15 protein-coding genes and 2 pseudogenes are annotated in these 19,373 nt (G+C 42.7%); 12 read left to right on the forward strand and 5 right to left on the reverse strand.

Features of this window, described 5'->3' with window-relative positions; genetic code table 11:
- Positions 1–71 precede the first annotated feature (71 nt).
- The 5 genes from NSQ58_RS20170 to groL all read left to right on the forward strand — a co-directional run bounded on the left by NSQ58_RS20170 (position 72) and on the right by groL (position 4,132).
- On the forward strand, positions 72–554 hold the full coding sequence (locus NSQ58_RS20170; protein ID WP_013309212.1) for a MogA/MoaB family molybdenum cofactor biosynthesis protein: 483 nt from the start codon (positions 72–74) through the stop codon (positions 552–554).
- Between the two features lie 103 nt (positions 555–657).
- Positions 658–909: a twin-arginine translocase TatA/TatE family subunit gene (locus tag NSQ58_RS20175; protein WP_013309213.1), complete on the forward strand. Its 252-nt coding sequence runs from the start codon at positions 658–660 to the stop codon at positions 907–909.
- A 111-nt stretch (positions 910–1,020) separates the two neighbouring features.
- Positions 1,021–1,788, forward strand: a complete 768-nt coding sequence (gene tatC / locus NSQ58_RS20180; RefSeq protein WP_209941297.1) for a twin-arginine translocase subunit TatC — start codon at positions 1,021–1,023, stop codon at positions 1,786–1,788.
- Between the two features lie 360 nt (positions 1,789–2,148).
- Complete coding sequence (gene groES / locus NSQ58_RS20185) at positions 2,149–2,430, forward strand: co-chaperone GroES (protein WP_007429271.1); 282 nt, start codon at positions 2,149–2,151, stop codon at positions 2,428–2,430.
- A 73-nt stretch (positions 2,431–2,503) separates the two neighbouring features.
- Positions 2,504–4,132, forward strand: coding sequence for a chaperonin GroEL (groL, locus tag NSQ58_RS20190; protein WP_013309215.1), 1,629 nt, complete (start codon positions 2,504–2,506; stop codon positions 4,130–4,132).
- Positions 4,133–4,390: 258 nt separating this feature from the next.
- Here the strand turns inward: groL and NSQ58_RS20195 are convergent, their stop codons facing one another.
- Entirely contained in the window at positions 4,391–5,185 is a 795-nt protein-coding gene (locus NSQ58_RS20195) for a site-specific integrase (RefSeq protein ID WP_053324876.1), read from the reverse strand.
- A gap of 17 nt (positions 5,186–5,202) precedes the next feature.
- Here NSQ58_RS20195 and NSQ58_RS20200 point away from each other — a divergent pair.
- Both NSQ58_RS20200 and NSQ58_RS20205 read left to right on the forward strand, forming a co-directional pair.
- Positions 5,203–5,310: pseudogene (locus tag NSQ58_RS20200) on the forward strand (WGxxGxxG family protein); the annotation flags it as partial.
- A gap of 347 nt (positions 5,311–5,657) precedes the next feature.
- Complete coding sequence (locus NSQ58_RS20205; RefSeq protein ID WP_025685981.1) at positions 5,658–6,038, forward strand: winged helix-turn-helix transcriptional regulator; 381 nt, start codon at positions 5,658–5,660, stop codon at positions 6,036–6,038.
- A 44-nt stretch (positions 6,039–6,082) separates the two neighbouring features.
- On the opposite strand, the gene NSQ58_RS20210 is transcribed toward NSQ58_RS20205, so the two are convergent.
- Together NSQ58_RS20210 and NSQ58_RS20215 are read right to left on the reverse strand one after the other, a co-directional pair.
- Positions 6,083–7,153, reverse strand: a complete 1,071-nt coding sequence (locus NSQ58_RS20210; protein WP_025685980.1) for an SDR family oxidoreductase — start codon at positions 7,151–7,153, stop codon at positions 6,083–6,085.
- Positions 7,154–7,957: 804 nt separating this feature from the next.
- Complete coding sequence (locus NSQ58_RS20215) at positions 7,958–8,452, reverse strand: MerR family transcriptional regulator (RefSeq protein ID WP_053324878.1); 495 nt, start codon at positions 8,450–8,452, stop codon at positions 7,958–7,960.
- A 174-nt stretch (positions 8,453–8,626) separates the two neighbouring features.
- On the opposite strand from NSQ58_RS20215, the gene NSQ58_RS20220 reads away from it, so the two are divergent.
- The 3 genes from NSQ58_RS20220 (at position 8,627) to NSQ58_RS20230 (ending at position 13,790) form a co-directional block, all read left to right on the forward strand.
- Positions 8,627–9,478 carry an aldo/keto reductase gene (locus NSQ58_RS20220; protein ID WP_053324879.1) on the forward strand — a complete coding sequence of 284 codons (852 nt, stop codon included), beginning with the start codon at positions 8,627–8,629 and terminating at the stop codon, positions 9,476–9,478.
- Positions 9,479–11,057: 1,579 nt separating this feature from the next.
- Positions 11,058–12,086 carry a LamG-like jellyroll fold domain-containing protein gene (locus NSQ58_RS20225; RefSeq protein WP_053324881.1) on the forward strand — a complete coding sequence of 343 codons (1,029 nt, stop codon included), beginning with the start codon at positions 11,058–11,060 and terminating at the stop codon, positions 12,084–12,086.
- Positions 12,087–12,116: 30 nt separating this feature from the next.
- Positions 12,117–13,790 (forward strand): hypothetical protein, encoded by a 1,674-nt coding sequence (locus tag NSQ58_RS20230; protein WP_341058104.1) that lies wholly within the window; start codon positions 12,117–12,119, stop codon positions 13,788–13,790.
- A gap of 164 nt (positions 13,791–13,954) precedes the next feature.
- Here the strand turns inward: NSQ58_RS20230 and NSQ58_RS20235 are convergent.
- Positions 13,955–14,706, reverse strand: a pseudogene (locus NSQ58_RS20235) (IS110 family transposase); the annotation flags it as partial.
- Between the two features lie 1,083 nt (positions 14,707–15,789).
- On the opposite strand from NSQ58_RS20235, the gene NSQ58_RS20240 reads away from it, so the two are divergent.
- The gene (locus tag NSQ58_RS20240; protein ID WP_023987568.1) at positions 15,790–16,671 is read left to right on the forward strand and encodes an AraC family transcriptional regulator; all 882 of its coding nucleotides are present in this window, start codon (positions 15,790–15,792) and stop codon (positions 16,669–16,671) included.
- Positions 16,672–16,771: 100 nt separating this feature from the next.
- Positions 16,772–18,100 carry a prolyl oligopeptidase family serine peptidase gene (locus NSQ58_RS20245; RefSeq protein WP_068939838.1) on the forward strand — a complete coding sequence of 443 codons (1,329 nt, stop codon included), beginning with the start codon at positions 16,772–16,774 and terminating at the stop codon, positions 18,098–18,100.
- Positions 18,101–18,338: 238 nt separating this feature from the next.
- Here the strand turns inward: NSQ58_RS20245 and NSQ58_RS20250 are convergent, their stop codons facing one another.
- On the reverse strand, positions 18,339–19,127 hold the full coding sequence (locus NSQ58_RS20250) for a polysaccharide deacetylase family protein (protein WP_023987570.1): 789 nt from the start codon (positions 19,125–19,127) through the stop codon (positions 18,339–18,341).
- Positions 19,128–19,373: the final 246 nt, after the last annotated feature.

The following is a 19,373-nucleotide window of genomic DNA, read 5'->3' on the forward strand; positions in this document are numbered from 1 at the left end:
AGGATGCAGCGTGGCTGTTTCTGATTTTCAGAAGAGAAAGTATTCTTTCATGATAGGAGAAGGGTGATCTTATGGTGTGGAAAACGGCGATCCTAACAGCCAGTGATAAAGGGGCAAGGGGAGAGCGTGAGGATACAAGCGCACAGGTCATCCGGGAACTCATCGAAGAAGAACTGGGCGGAGAGATTGTGGAATACCGGATCGTTCCCGATGAACCGGATGAAATTATTGCAGCTTTAATCGAAATGACCGATTATTTTCATGCAGACCTGGTACTAACTACGGGCGGAACTGAGCTGGCGATCCGTGATGTGACACCCGAGGCGACTAGGCGGGTAGTGGAACGGGAAGTGCCAGGCATGGCGGAAGCCATGAGAATGATCGTGATGCAGAAAAATCCAGCGGCTATGCTATTCCGTGGAATCGTGGGAATACGCGGACGTACACTGATCGTCAATTTGCCAGGAACGCCCAAAGGTGTGCATGAAAATTTGGCGGCGATAATGGACCAACTTCCAGAAGCGTTGCTTATGGTGACAGGCCAGTTCCGGTAGAAGGCAGCACATCGTGTGTGGTATGATACCTATAAGAATTTATAAGGCCGTATACGGGCAAAGATTCTTATTTTGTCCGTCAACATAAGGAGGATTACTACACATGCCCAATATTGGAGCACCGGGTTATATTTTGTTGATTATTCTGGCGCTGCTGTTATTTGGTCCGAACAAGCTGCCTGAGCTGGGTCGAGCTGTAGGGCGTACATTCCGTGAGTTTAAAAACGGGGCACGCGATATTTTATCAGAAGATGAACGGACTGAGCGTAAAGACAGCAAAGATAGTGTGGTCAAAGCATCACAAACGACGTCTTCAGAAGTTCAACCTCAGCCTGAGGATAAACGCTTGTCATAGATTTAGTTATAATTCTTGATGCTTGTACAATAAACAAGAGCCTCTTCTTCAGTGAAGGGCTTTATTTTTTAGGAGGCGCTGCTGCGTTCCGTTCAGAAAGGAGGAATGGACTTGACCCCATCAGAGCATGAAATGCCGTTAATGGAACATCTGGGAGAGCTTCGCCGCAGAATTATTTATGTGCTAATTGTATTTGTATTGGCACTGGCTGGTGGTCTGTTCGCGGCGGGTTCTGTCTATGACTGGCTTATTCGCTCCGGTTCGGCGCAAGCTTTTCAGTTAAACGCGTTTTCCTTTTGGGACGGGATTGGTATCTACATGAAGATCGCCATGATCATCGGGATTGCGGTGGCGCTACCGTTTGCCTGCTACCAACTGTGGAAGTTTGTCAGCCCGGGCTTAAGACCGCAAGAACGGAGTGCGACTTTGCGGTATGTGCCTTATGTGCTGCTTTTGTTCATCATTGGGGTAGCTTTTGCTTATTTCATTATTTTCCCAATGGCGATTCAGTTTACATCGTCTGTCACTAAAAGTATGGGATTACAGGAAACGTACGGGATCGCACAATATTTCACCTTTATGTTTAATATTGTACTGCCTGTAGCGCTGTTGTTTGAGCTCCCACTGCTTATCATGTTTCTGACGGGGATTCATGTTTTAACACCAATGAGGCTTCGCAAATGGCGGAAGATTTCTTATTTTCTGCTTGTATTCGTCGCGGTTGTCATTACTCCGCCGGACTTTATTTCCGATTTTTTGGTGGCGATTCCGTTGCTGGTGCTATATGAAGTGAGCGTGTATTTATCTTCGGTTGTGTACCGCAGGCAGCTGCGTGCGCAGGAGGAACGTGAGGCGCAGTTGCGTGTAGCTTCGGAATAATAAGGCAGGACCTGAATGGCTCAGTAAACAATTTATTCGGGTCCGCGCTACATGGCAACTTGCAGATGATGAATAGCATTTGTATATCATAACTATTTACAGAGTATGAACAGCAGCAGCTTAGCTGTCTTAAAAATAACCATTAGCCTTGAGTTAACGGTTATTTTTCAGATAGATGGATATAATCGGGAAGGGCTGTCCATAAAAATTCCCATAAAAAATACATTAGGGACTTGAAATTCAATCTCAAGTTGAGTATCATAAAGTTGGTTGTTAGCACTGACGACTGTCGAGTGCTAATACATACAACATAACAACCAAATTACAGGATAAAACACTTAATAAGGAGGCTATTTTTTCATGATCAAACCTTTGGGTGAACGCGTATTGGTGGAAGCAATTGAGCAAGAGACAACGACTTCCTTCGGGATCGTACTTCCTGACTCTGCCAAGGAAAAGCCGCAAGAAGGCAAAATTATCGCGGTTGGCGCAGGCGCATTGAAAGACGGTGCCCGTATTCCTCTGGAAGTAAAAGAAGGCGACCGTGTCATTTTCTCTAAATACGCTGGAACGGAAATCAAATATGAAGGTAAAGAATATTTGATTATGAAAGAAAGCGATATCCACGCGATCATCGGTTAACCGGAACCCGGACAAGACCTGAATATAGGAATTGAAACAAATCATTCATAATCCATAGGGAGGTTTATCACAAATGGCTAAAGATATTAAATTTAGTGAAGACGCTCGTCGCTCTATGCTGCGCGGGGTTGACGCATTGGCTAATGCTGTTAAAGTAACACTCGGACCGAAAGGCCGTAACGTTGTACTGGAGAAAAAATTCGGTAGCCCGCTCATCACCAATGACGGTGTAACGATTGCAAAAGAAATCGAGCTGGAAGATGCGTTTGAAAACATGGGCGCTCAACTGGTTAAAGAAGTAGCAACCAAAACGAACGATGTAGCTGGTGATGGTACGACTACTGCTACTGTTTTGGCTCAAGCCCTCATCACAGAAGGCCTGAAAAACGTAACTGCGGGCGCAAGCCCAATCGGTATCCGTAAAGGGATCGACAAAGCGGTTAAAGCAGCTGTTGCTGAACTGCAAGCCATCTCCAAACCAATCGAAAGCAAACAATCCATTGCTCAAGTAGCTGGTATTTCCGCTGCTGATGACGAAGTAGGCGAACTGATCGCTGAAGCTATGGAAAAAGTGGGCAAAGACGGTGTAATCACTGTTGAAGAATCCCGCGGTTTTGCAACAGAGCTGGAAGTGGTTGAAGGTATGCAATTTGACCGTGGCTACATTTCCCCGTACATGATTACAGATACGGACAAAATGGAAGCTGTACTGGACAATCCGTATATCCTGATCACAGACAAAAAAATCACAAACACTCAAGAAATCCTGCCATTGCTTGAAAAAATCGTACAACAAGGCAAGCCACTCGTTCTGATCGCTGAAGACATCGAAGGCGAAGCACTGGCTATGCTCGTTGTTAACAAACTGCGTGGTACATTCAACGCTGTAGCTGTTAAAGCTCCAGGATTTGGTGACCGTCGTAAAGCAATGCTGCAAGATATCGCTGCCCTGACAGGCGGTCAAGTGATTACAGAAGAACTGGGTCTGGACCTGAAAACAGCTTCCGTAGACCAACTGGGTACAGCACGTCAAGTGCGTATCACTAAAGAAAATACGATTGTGGTTGACGGTGCTGGAAACAAAGCCGACATCGACGCTCGTGTTAGCCAAATCCGTACGCAACTGGAAGAAACCACTTCCGAGTTCGACAAAGAGAAACTGCAAGAGCGTCTGGCTAAATTGTCCGGCGGCGTAGCAGTCATCAAAGTCGGTGCGGCAACTGAAACAGAATTGAAAGAACGCAAACTGCGCATCGAAGATGCCCTGAACGCAACCCGTGCTGCGGTTGAAGAAGGTATCGTATCCGGTGGTGGTGTAGCGCTCCTGAACGTATACAAAGCAGTTGCAGCTGTTGAACTGCAAGGCGACGAGCAAACAGGCGTGAACATCGTGTTGCGCGCTCTGGAAGCTCCAATCCGCACCATCGCTGCTAATGCAGGTGAAGAAGGCTCTGTAATCGTTGAGCGTCTGAAACGCGAAGAAGTTGGCGTAGGCTTTAACGCAGCTACTGGCGACTGGGTAAACATGATCGATGCTGGTATCGTTGACCCTGCAAAAGTAACTCGCTATGCATTGCAAAACGCTGCTTCCGTAGCAGCAATGTTCCTGACTACCGAAGCGGTTATCGCTGACAAGCCAGAACCAGAAAAGGCTGCAATGCCTGACATGGGCGGCATGGGTGGTATGGGCGGAATGATGTAATAAAGGGTATCAAAACCCTGTAATACCGCTATTTAAAAGGCTCCCGAAAGGGAGCCTTTCTTCGTTAAATCACGAAAAAATCACATTTCTTACAAAGGGAGATGATCTTTCGTAAAATTGAAGTTCAATATATCTGCAAAGTGAATTCTTATTTTCTCATTAGCATCCTTTTTCATCTTTTCTGTGACGTGTGTGTAGATCTTTAGAGTTGTTTCTGGGTCTACTCCAGCCTCTGAGAGCATGCTTATGTGGGTGTGTCTAAAGATATGGGGAGTGGCTTCTTTTTTGGATGAATGGATATCCATTGTCACGACAGAATACGAAATCCTTGTCATGATAATCACGGTACATTTTTCTGTTTTCCTGAACTATTTTTTGCTGCGTATTTCTATAATCGGCAAGCAAGTCCATAATGGTTTCGTCCAAGTCGAAAGTGCGGATAGACCCTTTAGTTTTAGGAGGGGTGAGTTTATATAGCTTCATATTGTTTTGCTCATTATAGAGAGTCTTGGTCACTCGAATTTCATTCGTTTCAAAATTAATATCCGTCCATTTTAAGGCACATAGTTCCCCTGAACGCATGCCTGAAAAGGCGAGAAGATAAAAACGCTCTAAATCCATTGGTAGGCCATGCAGGTATACTGCCTGAAGGAATTCCATTATTTCAGGCTTTTCTAAAAATTCGTCTTCAATGGTCGTATTTTCAATTTCTTCTACAGTCAGCATTTTGGCTGGTATGACTGCACCCGTGCAAGGATTGTCCAATCGCATTTTATTTTTTATTGCATATTTCATAATCATATTCGCAGTGACATGTACCCCTTCAATTGTGGTTCGGGCATATTTTTTATCATCGAGATCATTGAGTATGTTTTGATATTGCTTATGCGTTACCTTGTCAATATTTATTTTGGGAATGTATCTCACCAAAATTTTAATTTCTTTGCTTCTGACTCTGACGGTGCTTTCTTTGACCTCCCCTTTAGAGTAGGTTTTCAGCCAATCCCATGCAACTTCCTCGAAAGGGAGCTTTTTTACTTTCTTGGCATCCACGCCATGTTTAACAAGATGATGATGATGATGACGATAATGATAATTGGGGATGGCTTGGTCTGTTGGGATTAATTGGATTGGCAGGCTTAAGACGTCGCGACCATGAAAACCACAAAAAAAGATAATCGTAAATACAACTCAAAAACACCTTAACAATCCCCGCTAACCTTAACTGGTCGGCGGGGATTGTTTTTAATTAAACTATTTGCTGCTAAGTCTGAATACGTCGAAAGTCGTTTATTGTACACCTTTTTGTAAGGCGCTTTACGTGTATTCTGAAACCATCCCCAGTACGTGGCATCTGTTCTAAGGAAATGAAGTCTTAGAATAACGAATACGTCATTAAGCTAGCGGGCAGGATAGCGTAATATTTTGGTTGTAGTTATAATGTTTAATAGGGACATTTAATGGCTCCAATTCATCAGGAGTTACCAATGACTTGTGTCGAAATATTCGAAAAGGGGCAAGTTGTGTGAAAAAGACTGAAAAAATTTACAACACTGCAGTTGAGGCAACTTTAGAGGTAATTGGTGGGAAATGGAAACCTGTTATTCTCTTTCATTTGACATTCGGTAAGAAACGTAATAATGAATTTAAGAGCTTGATTCCCGCAATTACTCAAAAGATGTTAACGCAGCACCTTCGGGAGCTTGAAGAAGAGGGCGTCATCTTACGTATTTCCTATAATCAGGTACCACCTAGAGTTGAGTATGAGTTGACAGACTACGGCTGGAGTTTAAAGGAACTCCTACATCTGATGTGCCGTTGGGGGGATTCGCATATAGAGAGAAAGTACGAGGGAAAGGCTACTGTTCTGGCTAATCCAATGCTTACAGACGTAAATAACAGTTAGAAACCGACCCAGTACAAGGTCGGCTTTCTTATTTAAACGGTAGTTTACGGGATGACTTTACGCTTGCGGAAGTCGTTGAAGATGTTCATAAACATTGCTTCGGTATCGACGAATTCGTGAAAGCCTAAACGACGAGCCTTAGTTCCGTCGGCAAAAAAATCGTAATCCCATGCAAACACGAAATCGCCGAATAGCCAAGAGGATACGTCTTTATAGGAATTCCGAGCAAGCCCATGCTTCTCAACCATTTTGTTCCAAAGCTGCTCCTTGTCCTCCATGACAACGTCCAGAGACATCTGCAACGGAGGCGCTGTTTCCATACCAAAGTATTGAGCGATCTTCGGCCATAACTCATTCCAACGGAACAGATCGCCGTTCGTAATGTTGAATGCCTGATTCGCACAGCGTTCGTCGGTCGCCGCCCATACTGTTGCCTTTGCGAGAAGCCCAGCGTCTGTCATCTCCAAGAGGCTGTTATAAGCTCCCGACTTACCTGGAAACCGCAAAGGTATTCCCAGTTCCTTAGAAATTGAAGCGTAAATCGCTATGACCATTGCGAGGTTCATCGGATTTCCAAGCGAGAAGCCGCAGACTACAGAAGGACGGAGTGCAGACCAAGTCCAAGCCTTACCTTTTTGCCGTTGTTCTAAGAAATCTTGCTGATCAATATTGAACTCAGGAGGCATGTGGTTAGCGTCCGTCTCACGAGCAGGAGTTTTGAACGGGCCGAGATGTGCGCCGTATACCTTGTATCCCTGCATCAGACTGACATGTTTCAAGCCCGACGCGATTGGTTCGATCACTTCTACGATGTTCACTAACATGGCGAGGTTCGGTGGAACAAGTTCAGCCCAAGTTTGACGGTCTTGGTAAGCAGCATAAAAAATGTGTGTTACCCCAGTTAAATCGCTTAACTTCTCGTGAAGATCGTCTATATTGAGTAGATCCGCAGCCACATATCGAACATGGTTGCTAGATTCTCCACCGCGACGCGATACGCCGATCACGTCCCAATCAGGAAGAGAGATGAGGTGATCAATGAGGTTGCGACCGATAACACCATTCGCACCTACGACCAAGGCGACTTTGCGTGTTGTTGTAGATTCATTATTCATAGTGTTTCAGCTCCTTCTGTACTATTCTTTGTACAACATTATTTTGCATCAACTAACCATACATAGGAAGTACGCACTATAAAGTGACATAAGCACTTTAAAGTAATCGAGGTATATTCAGACGAAAAGAAGTCAGTCAACTCTCTCTTTGCTTTCTTAATCATTATGGTAGATGGGTATACTCGGCGCTAGATTTCAAAGGTAGTTTAAGTTAACGGGACACGTTAGCTTAAATAAAAACAGTGGTAGTCTAAGACTTTATTTTCAAGCCATAGTCTGCCGTTCTATTCCCACAGTTTTAAGTAAGCTAGGCGCAGAGTGGGCATAAAAGCCGGGTTGCTGCGCTGGAAGAGGACAACTATATCTCATGGGAAGACAAGACCATCCTGAGGCATACCGTAATTCTGGAGGGTGGGATCAATCAAAAGATCATCATGCTTGCAGGAGAAGGAGAAGGGTACTTTAGAGACCATTATTTCCTTCTAACGGTTTTGGATTATGATCGTATCCTAACATTTGAAGTAAGTGAATACTCTAAATAAAATAGTAAAAGCTCTGCTAACCTTAAGGTCAGCAGAGCTTTTTAGTTGAAAAATTGTTTACAGACGGACATTCAAGGTGCTTTTAATCCACTTTTTAATGTTCGATGAAAATAAAGTTTTGATAATTACAATAAAAGAAACAACGGTAGGCTAGGACGGGAAAATAAAGCCCTAGACTGTCGCTGTTTCATTGAACTAACGTCTCTGTGTTAGTTCAATCTAGACTGATGTGAATCTTGTTCATCCTAAGCCAACCAGGAGTTTAAAAAAGAGTATTTTCTTCGAGCAGTTGTGTCTCACGTAGATCTCTAGCCCTCCGAACAGAGGGCGAGTAAAAAACGTCACTATGCATATGCTGAATTTTATCCCAGTTTCCAGGATTGGTCGTGTCTGGAGAGCGGTGCTCCAGAATGGCCTGATACAGGGCCGTTTTTTGTTCCAAATGGGCAACGTGCTGTTTGGCTTCTTCGAGCTTAACGAGCGCCGCTTTCTTATGCTCTATCATGAGTGTGTAGCGTTGCGGAATGGTCGAATCCCCTTCGAGACAGAAATCGACGTACATTTTAATGACTCCAATCGGCATCCCGGATTGCTTAAGACATTTGACGCCATGCAACCAGTTGATCGATTCTTCGTCGAACATCCGAATGTTGTTTTGATTGCGCTGTACGCTTGGTACTAGGCCTTTATCCGTGTAAAAGCGTACAGCGTGCTCGGTGAGCCCCGTTATCTGGGCGGCTTCTTTGACTGTATACATGTGGAATCCTCCTTGGAAAAATAAAATTTTTGAAGACGGCTTGACTTCGTGTAACACGAAGGCGATAGGCTTATTGTAATGCAAGTCGACCGTAAGCGGAAGCCCACTGAGGTGCCCGATTTCCCAGTTCCGCGGCCGTTTGCGTTTTACATTTGAATAATGGGAGGAAATACAATGCAAACCGTAACATTAAACAATGGTGTGAAAATGCCGATCATCGGTTTTGGTGTCTACCAAGTTCCAGATGCTGAAGAATGCGAGAACGCCGTATATGAAGCGCTGATGGCTGGTTACCGCCTGATCGACACCGCCGCCGGTTATCTGAATGAGGAAGCGGTCGGTCGTGCGATCAAGCGCAGCGGCGTACCGCGTGAGCAGCTGTTCATCACGACCAAGCTATGGGTTCAGGATGCCGGCTACGAGAGTGCTAAGTTCGCGTTTGCCAAATCCTTGAAGAAACTGCAACTCGACTATCTCGATCTGTACCTTATTCACCAGCCGTTCGGCGATTACTACGGTGCTTGGCGTGCGATGGAAGACCTGTACCGCGAAGGCAAGATTAAGGCGATCGGTGTCAGCAACTTCCTACCCGACCGCCTTATGGACCTCATCGTTCATAACGAAATCGTGCCCGCCGTCAACCAGATCGAAACGCACCCGTTCTACCAGCAGACAGAGAGCGCAGCTTTTATGAAAGAGCAGAGAGTTCAACACCAGTCGTGGGCCCCGTTCGCTGAGGGACTTAACAACATGTTCAGAAACGAAGTGCTGGTCTCGATCGCAGAAAAACACAAAAAGTCCGTCGCTCAGGTCGTATTGCGCTGGCTTGTTCAGCGTGAAGTCGTTGTAATTCCAAAATCGGTGAGAAAAGAGCGGATCGTTGAAAACTTTGACATTTTTGATTTTGAGTTGAGCGCGGACGATATCGAACAAATTTCGACCCTCGATACGCGGGAAAGTCTTTTCTTATCGTACCGCGACCCGGAAGTCGCCAAGATGATGGGCAACTGGAGAGTCGATCTGTAAACCTTGAATCGAACCGTAAACTTATCACGCGTTTATCCTCTTATGGGGATGGAAAGGTCTACACTGCGGGACATCGTCATTCTGGAGGACTGGGAGCGGGATAGAGCATACCAATGCTGCCAAGAGAAGGTGAGAGGTATTTTAGAGAATATTAAATTCTCAGAAATATCATTGCTACTTCGTATGTCTCAATATACAATAGAAGGAAATTATTAATGAGAACGATATGTGGTGAATATTTCGTTATTTGAATCACAAAAAAATCACAATCTCGGCGAATATGGATGAATATAGGCAAATGAAATTTTCTGAATAGGGAAAAAAAGTGTTATAAATTAAGAGTTAAGTTCTGAAATGTCTAGCGGCGAGGCTTAATCAAAGATGGGCGGCATGATGTAATAAACATCATCAAGCCTTGATATATTGGGGTTTTTAAGTGGAATAAAGATAAATTTCATACTTTTGCTCATAGTAAGTAAAAATGCTCACTTTTTTCACAAAAACCGTCTTATCAGAAAAGGTCTCTCATCAGTTCACTGAACTGATGAGAGACCTTTTCTCTATATTGGCTGTCATATGAGGGGAAATATTCATTGTTGTGTTTATGTCTGTTATGCCTGAACGCTGTTGAATCTCCTTTACTCCCACACCCGCTTCAATTAAGAGAGAGGTATGTGTATTTCTGAATGAGGGTTAACGTTTTTATCAATACCTGCCTTTTTAAATAGACGTTTTAGTCTAGTTTCCACTACTTTTCTTGATTGCAGATGTCTATCATTTCGTGCAAAGATAAACTGGTTATCTACATATAGGTTTCCTTTCTCTAATTTTATTTCTTTTTGTTTGATCTCATGGCGTTTTAACATTTTCACAAGTTTTGCGTCAATACGAATGGTTCGGATAGATCCTGATGTTTTCAGTAAAAGTAATTCATACTTGTTTATATTGTTACTTGGATCGTATAAAGTCTTTGTAATACGAGGGATACACTTGTACCATAATAGCTTAAAGGCTATCGACAAAAGTATGCTTTCCTACATCTTGAGCAATTAGGGACACATGAATGGCACTGACATCACATGAACCCTTATTATCTTTGGAAAGATGATAGTTATTCGAACTTGCTTATTGTTCATAAAGCAGTTCATCAGTCAATTCATCAAAAAGACAAAGACAGAATAGAAAATTTTTATATTATTTAAAGCTTACTAATAAGTAGAAAGAAAAAGTGAATACTCTACGATTAAAATGTCGAAATGAAATAATCTAACTTTGGAAAAACAGCACTCGTCTACTTAATACATAGATAGAGTAAATTGGATTAGTTGGAACAAGGTAAGAGGTGGAAGTCACACGTACGGTGTGAACAGGGGGAAAAGGGAGCGATAACTTTAAACCCTTACCTATCTTTATGTAGAATACTTATGAAGTCGATTCTCCATTGTGAAATCGGCTTTTTTGATGCTGATGCACAAAAACTAAATTAGACATTCTTCTGCAAATTGGTATCAAAAGCTACGAATATTTAAGTATCGTTTGTTCAGAATATATATTATTGATAAAAAGGGGAGGAAGGATTTTGAATAAGTTAATTATCCATCATTGCTATTCCCGCTCATCCTTTGACTTGTCTGATAATCGCAACCATGGTTTGCCATTATATGTTAAACAACAGCCAGAAGCTTTTTTCTTTGACAAACCAGAGAGCATAGTTCAAATTGACCCTAACCCTAGTCTTAAGGATCTTTGGTCTATCCGCGTCCTCGTTTCATTTAATTTGTCTCCAGAAGGAGCTTTCAATCGGACATATAACCTTATCCAGGGTGATCATTGTTTTGGAATGTGGATTGAAAGTGATGGGTCATTGAGCGGGAACATCTTCACTGATCGCAACCATTGGGTAGTTCGATCCGAGCCAGGCCTTATTACTACTGACAACTGGCATACAGCAGAACTCCTATATGATGGAATAAATACTTCAGAACTTTATCTTGATGGAGTAAAAGTTGCCGAAACATATAATGGTGAGGGACAAGTAAGTTCTATTGGATCTAGAGGCATTGCCATAGGACACGAGGCCGATAAATTAGTAAACGACTGGACCTTTAAAGGGCTTATCAGTGAAATTAAATTGTTTAAATATGATCCATATAAAGACATTAATGGGCTCCTAAATTCCTCTTGCAAAGACAGTAAAGCCATTGATATTATTGTGCAAAAGTTACGAAAGGATAAAGAGACACCTGAATCGGTAGAAGCTAAAGGGCGTGAGATACTACAGTTTGGTCTCGACATCATGAGCCAAGTAAGGGGTACCGATGCTGAAGTTACAAAACAGCAACGTCAATACTCTTTTGAAGCTTTTACAGCCTTTTTGCGAGGCGACCAGGCAACTTACACTTCGGCTCAGGCTAGGCTTGCTTTACTCGCAATGCAAAACCTTAGTACACATCAGATTGAGGAAATTAAGAGGGAAAGAGACAATCTTATCAAAAGCATGCCTTTACCTTTCGATGAACTTCAAGGTGTACTAAGCGCGTTTTGCCTTAATAAGACAACCATAGATCCGAATGCGCTCGTTGACGAGATTCATCGTTTGTCTAGGTAAACCTGAGAATAAAACAGGAGGGTGATAAACATGTTTAAGAATTTAAACTCAGTGGAACTCGCTTTGGCTTTTCAGCCAATCCTCCTTTTCGATCCGAGTGAGCGATTTTACCCAATTGCCGCCGAAGAATGGTTGGATCATCTAGCCACTGATCCATGGGATGGAAAAACTAATAAGCGAGGTAGTGCGGTAATGGTGGTAGACCGCAATACCACTAGCTTTGGCGATATAGATGTTCAAGCAGGTAGCCATTACCCCACAGGTGATCACTTGGCCCTCAGTAATATCGAGCCTAACGGCATCGGACAAGAATTTACTGTTGGATTTAATCAGGATTTGTTTATTAATGTTGCAGGTTGGGATGATGCTCTGTCTCCTGACAATCAAGGCTACACAAAAGGTTCTCTTCAATACCTTGATTTGCTATTTAGGTCAGTAAGTAGCAATATTAATCCAATAATACCATTAGATGAACCTAGACCCTCGCCCGAATTTACCTTACCGCGTCTAAGCGTCCCGACCATTTACGCCGAGGTTGAATGGGCTGGAACATATCCGCGGCTTGATAAAGAACGGAGGGATAGTGTAAAAGATAATAAACAACTTGATTTTCCCCCAAGCATTGAATCAGATGAACCTGATAAGAATAACATTATGCTAGACCTTGATCGTTATATTGCTATAACTTATTATATGCTTTATCCTGCAATGGAACCGGCCCTATCTAGTGAAGATGACGAGATTCATAAACGGGAGGGACAGTGGGAAGCGATTACTATTTTCATTAAAAATATCTTTGATGATCTAGGCATGCGTAAGAGCCGAGATGGACGGCAACGTATGGATTTTTTCTATGGGAACGATGTAAAGGAGTGTATTGACTATTTTGAGCCCCGCTTTGTAGTATTTAGTAAAGGTTATACTACCGGTGAAGATCTTGACTCACCATTGGCGGCAGAGGTACGTCCTCTTTTTAATGTCAACAATCCTAACCTGGGAGTAATCAGGTTTGGTACGAATACTGTGGCATTTGTCGGTGCTGGACTACACAAGAACTTGTTTAACATTGCAGGAGCAGTAGTGATTCCTGGGGATTCGCCTCCTGACCCTACTCTAAATTCCATTGGTGGTGCTATTATGGGGGCAGCTGGCACAGGTGCCGGGATCTGTCTTGCTTTTATAGCATCGCCAATTCCTCCAGCAGTCGTTGTATGTTTAGTTGTTTCTGGGGTGGTATTTTTAATTGGCCTAGTTTTGTTTGTGCTATCTTGGTTGCTCAAGGACGATCCAACGATTACAGAGGCACCTCTTCCGAGCAGTACCGACGTTGCTAGGAGAGGCGGAGGACAGGCATTGCCTCCAGGGTTCCCAACGTTAACAAGTCCAGGAGTTGCACCTGTGGGCAAAGGTCTAAAAGCCATGATTCGAGTAATTGATCGATTTGGATTCGATCCTGAATTACCTGAAAGTAGCTATCCACTACCTGAACCGACTTCATTGGAAAATCCAATTGTGGAAATGCCTACATGGTGGAACTTTTCGGGACGGTGGGGAGTTAGAACTGTCCACCGTGCAACTAGTGAATGGGATAGTGGTACCCGTCGTGTAGATAAATACGGGCGTTCAAGAGGTTACTGGAATACCTATCGTCTTATCAAGTTCATTTCAGATCCTGACCGTAAGAGCGATAATATTCGATTGTGAGTTATATTACTAAGGAATTTTAGTGCAATTTACTTAGGTGAGTTTAAAGATCATATTGTTTTACCAGTGATAACCAATTAAAGATTAATAAATTGAACGAATGTGTTATTAAAAGAAGAATTAAGCATTTTAAGGCTGAGGCCATCTTTTAGTTGTTCCATAAAACCAGCTAATGGTATGCTGGGATCAATTCCGGCAAATGCTACTAGTTTCTTAGGGTGATTAAACCGATCTATTCCCCAATCTCAGAAATAATCGTGGCAGCGATTTTTTCACCGATGTCGGGGATTGATCGGATAATCATACACTCTTCAATATGCTTTACTAAAGCATCTATCTCGTCTTCAAGCGTGGATAGGTGTTTTTTGTATTCAAGAAGCATATTAATATACATGTTCAAACTTAAAGAAAGGTTATGATATAAGGTTTTCTGAAAAGGGTTTTGACTGCGGTAGCCATTAGTTTTTTTGCCTGACTATCTGCCCATTGTTATGAACGACTTTCACAGAACTCATTTATCTTGTTAGCGATGTTTTTTCGCCTGCTTTCAAAACTTCTTCTGAACTTGGAATTGATTGTAAGTCGGTAAAGAAAAAGAAACATCCGAATATAAGGCACCAAAAACTCCGTGAAATTGCCGTTTGGTTTGTACAAACATGCCTGTAATATTTTCAAGCTGTCCGTAAGGTTACGAAGGTTTAAGCGTTGGATTGCCGTTGTTTATAAGGCTCTAGGTCCTCTTTATAATACAGCCCGCAGAGGTGATTAGCGTCAATAATATTTGTCTTTACCTTACGTAAACTAGAACTCTTAGCCCGATACGATATGAAAGGATTCACTATAATTAATAAGTACCCTCTGTCAAGAAAAATTGCACAATTGGTGTGTGATAATGTCCAGTTGATTCTAATACTATGGGACGATGCCCACCTGATTTCCTAGAAATGAGCTTCGTTGGAATTTATATAAATGAAGTCATTTGTTTGAGGCCCTTTATTACATCATTCCGCCCATTCATCAAGTAATACAGGCTCACTAACACCTACACTCACGATGAAAATAATTCTGGGTTTAATTTTGTGAGAAAAAAGGCGTTGGATTATACACTTCTTGCAGCTGCATTAAGCCAGTTATGGATATATGTATCCAGCCGTTGGGCGATGATTTGATAGATATTATAGATTGTGGAGGTGAGTTTGTTATTGAAATCGCGGTTTGCTCTTCCGAGGGATTCACACGACAGCTCCTTTAATCCAGGGTAACCACCGGCTGAGACAGCAGCGCGCCACGCATGGCATTTCGCGAACATCCGCTGTTTCGCATTACGCTAGAACTAAAGCCGAGGGATACGATAATGGGAACAGCAGCCGAACAATATGATGCAGGACTTGAATCAATTTATTGGATGGATAATAAGCTTCAATAGGATGAGCTGTAATAATCCAAACATGATAGGGTCAGGCCTATGCCTATCTTTTCCTAGATGAAGTCAACAGCCCAATCTTTTTGGTTAATTGCACAATAAGCTACTTTGATTAGACTTTGGAGGTGACCATTAATTATGTTTCGACATTATTGTTGGCAAAAGAGAATGCATCGGAGAAAATTTAGAAGATGTACGGTTAAAAAAGTCAAAGTTTTGCCGAAGGTCATTGTTAAAGGGATTAGAGGACCTCAAGGGTCTCAAGGACGGCAGGGACCCCAGGGAGTTCCTGAAAGTCGCAAGATAATTAGGCGGTTGAACGCCCAAAATGAAAGCGTTGACATGTATTTCAACCCGCTATATACTTAGCTTAATTAAATGAATAGCTCTAGGATTGTTACTGTTACGCAGGCAAAACCTAAGGAACAAAATGTTAAGATCTAAGGATCTTATGTATTTTGTTATCTTAGGTTTTTTTGTTTATAGAGAGAGGAAGGTTAAATACAAGTGGTTTCGGCACTCTGCTGAAGCCATTTTCTTCTATTTATATGTTCACATCTGAGAGGAGCGACAAACTTGGAATACAAATATGAGCTGGTCCAGGCAGACAATCATTTTCCGTTAAAAATTATAGTTCATTCCTCAAATGAACCAGCGTACATACCTGGGCATTGGCACGACAGCATCGAAATATCCTATGTGCTTTCAGGAAGAATCGACCATATCTACATCGATGGCGCGAGTTATAGCTCCAAAGAAGGAGATATTTTGCTCATTAATTCGAATGCCATTCATTCCTTTTCTGTAGCTAAGGGAAAAGGGAGAGAGGCTATAACGGTTCTGATTCCTTCTGAATTTATTAGAGCAAATGTCAACGGCAGTGACCCGATTTCATTTGACTGCGTATCCATTTTTGAAACTAACGAGCAGAGATTACTACATTTTGCGGAGCTGCGTGATTTGTTAAACACCTTATTTGTGGCTTATCTCAACCGGCATAATGACCCTTTAGCGCATATCCATTTAACGTCATTATCTTATAAACTGGTGTATCTGTTATTAATGCATTTTAAAATGGATCATGAATCTATCCGTGGCTTTAACTCCGATAAATATTTGGAGCGGCTGACGTTGATAACCGATTATATCAAAAAGAATTACGATCAAAGCTTATCCTTGGATTCGATAGCTCAGGTTTTTGGGTTGTCTCCCGAATATTTGTCCCGGTTTTTTGTGAAGCATGTAGGGATGACCTTATTTCAATATATCAATGCCATCCGTCTGGAGAGATCTTATCGTGTTCTTATGAATACGGATCATTCCATTATACAAATTGCGCTGGAGCACGGATTTCCGAACGAGAAGTCTTTTGCCAGGGTATTTAAAAAGGTTTATCAGGCAACACCGCATCAATATCGAAAAGAGAACAAGGGGTATTCTGGAGCAAGGAGTCAGTAATTGACCTGAATTAGGCTAATAAAAGACAGGATACAAATAAAAAAATCATTAAAATAAATAATGTAAGCGTTTTATTAATGGACCCGGGAGGTAAGACATCATGTTTAAACAGTTTCAAAAGGCTGCTAAAACAACTATGTTATTCACTTTAGCTATCGGTACGACCCTTGCTTTCAATTCCGGTACATGGGCCAAGGATGTAAAGATACAGCCCACCTCGTACCGGACGGTTGCGGAGGTTAAGGATTGGGGAGCAGCCATTACGAAGATCATTGTTAACCTGGGTAAGCCAGTACCTAAAGATGCGATAACAAAGGATACATTTAAGGTGCATGTGGGAAGAAGCGACAATAGGCTGGTAAATCCCTTTATTGAGAATGGCAACCGGAAAGTCACCAAGGCCTATGTATCGGACAAAAGTGGCAACCCTGTAAATAAAACCGGAAGCTACGTTGTATTGGAAATGGAAATCGGCCCGGCCTTAACACTAAGCTCCGCTATTCATTATGATGCGGCAGGCTCTGGGTTTAATGCATGGAATGATAACAAATACACGATCACGCAGCAAAAAGTTATTAAAACCAAATCAGGAACGATTTCCGGCTTGAAGATCGATACTTCCGCAGGAGAGATACGGAAGCTGGTTGATCAATTTACAACTGGCAAAGCTACTTTTGACGGTGTTACTTTAACGTATGTGGACTACGCACCGGCACAAGACAAAGTGAAAAACCCTCTAGTGATCTGGCTGCACGGTATGGGTGAGGGAGGTACCGATCCGACGATTCCGATTTCCGGAAATAAAGCAGCGAATTTTGCTTCTAAGGATATCCAATCCTATTTTGGCGGGGCTTATGTGTTGGCACCTCAGACCCCAACCTACTGGATGGATGGCTTTACAGGCTTTGGGGACGGAACCTCCAAGTACGAGCAAGCATTGATGTCCTTAATTAAGGAGTACGTGGCCCAAAACAAAGACATTGATACAGATCGAATCTATATTGGCGGAGACTCCAACGGTGGTTACATGACTATGCTGATGATCCGTGATTATAAAGATTATTTTGCAGCAGCTGTGGTGGCCTGTGAAGCCTTAAAGGACAGCCTTATTACCGATGAACAAATAAACGAAATGAAGAACCTGCCGATCTGGTTTGTGGCTGCCAAAACCGACACCGTAGTACCGCCCAACGATTATGCGATTCCGACCTACAACCGTTTAGTGAATGCCGGAGCAAAGGATGTTCATATGTCGTTATTTGATAACGTAGTGGATACCTCTGGTTTGTACAAGAAGAGCGACCAAACACCGTATGAATACAACGGCCACTGGTCCTGGATTTACGTGTATAACAACGAAGTATCGAAGGTGATTGACGGAAAGAAAACAACCATGATGCAATGGCTGGCCTCCAAAACATTGGACTGAAAGGTATAGCTAGCAAATGAAAATAGCAATATGATGTAATAGGCTTCTTTAAAGTTCAATGAAAAACTATTGAAAAATAGATTATGCTTTTGGGAAGCCAGCTTTACCGTACATTCTCTGAGTCATTCGTTAACAACACGTTATCGCTCGGCATTATCAGTTCCTTATTGGGTTTTCGCAAAATCCTCATGTATAAAACTCCGTCAACAAATAATTGACGGAGTTTAATTGTTCTCTTTCACTTATTCACTTCAATCAGCCCATCCGGTTTTTCCCGATTAGAGAGTAATTCGGATACCGTAACGAAGGTGTATCCTCTCTTCTTGAGCTCGGGTAGAATAATTTTCAAGGCTTCAACGGTTTGTGTACTTTGATGTACATAATCGTGCATGAGGACAATGTCGCCGTTACGGGCGTTGCGAAGGACTTTATTAGCGATGCGATGCACACCAGGTTTTCGCCAATCTAAGGTGTCCTGATGCCAGGACCATAAAATAATTTTCAGCCCTTTCTCCTTGGAGAGCTTAACCAGCGAATCGGTATAGGAGCCGCCGGGTGGCCTAAAAAGATGGGTTCCCGTACCAGTTGCCTGAACGATGCTCGCCTGAGCTTGATCCAATTCGGACAGAGCTTTGTTGCGGGAAATGTACTGAAAGGATGAGTGAAGAAAGGTATGGTTGCCAACTTCATGCCCTTCTTCTCGTTCCCGTTTGACAAGGTGAGGCAGCTTTTCGACACGACTGCCGACGACAAAAAAGGTCGCTTTAGCATCATATTCTTTAAGCAAATCCAAAATGGCAGGCGTGTTGCTTTCGTCAGGTCCGTCATCGAATGTGAGAGCGATAAGCTTACGATGGGTAGGAACTTCCCATACAATGTCGCCCCGTTCTTCGTAATAGGCCCTTCCCTTTGTAGGAGCAGGGGAGGCGTATGATGTGGCTTGTGCATTGGTAGATGGAGTGGGGCAAGAGCTGATACACAGTAAAGAAACAGCGATTCCAGCGCACAGCAAACGGTTATATTTCATAAGGCTTCTTCTCCGTTCTAACGTATTCTCACATTAGCTTGCCAAGAAGAAGCATATACCATTCCTCGTTTCTGAAATTCATCCATTCCAATCACTTAAAATTAGATCTAATTGCTTCTTCAGCAAGGCGCAGATTACGGAGTTATGCTCAAAAAGAGTGATAGCTTGCTTGTTGATAACATCCTGTACCCATGATAAGTTGTACATATCCATCTTTGGTTTCAATGTGCAGTTGAGGTAGGTCAT

The organism is Paenibacillus sp. FSL M7-0134 (assembly GCF_038007865.1).
In the GTDB taxonomy this organism is placed as follows: domain Bacteria; phylum Bacillota; class Bacilli; order Paenibacillales; family Paenibacillaceae; genus Paenibacillus; species Paenibacillus polymyxa_B.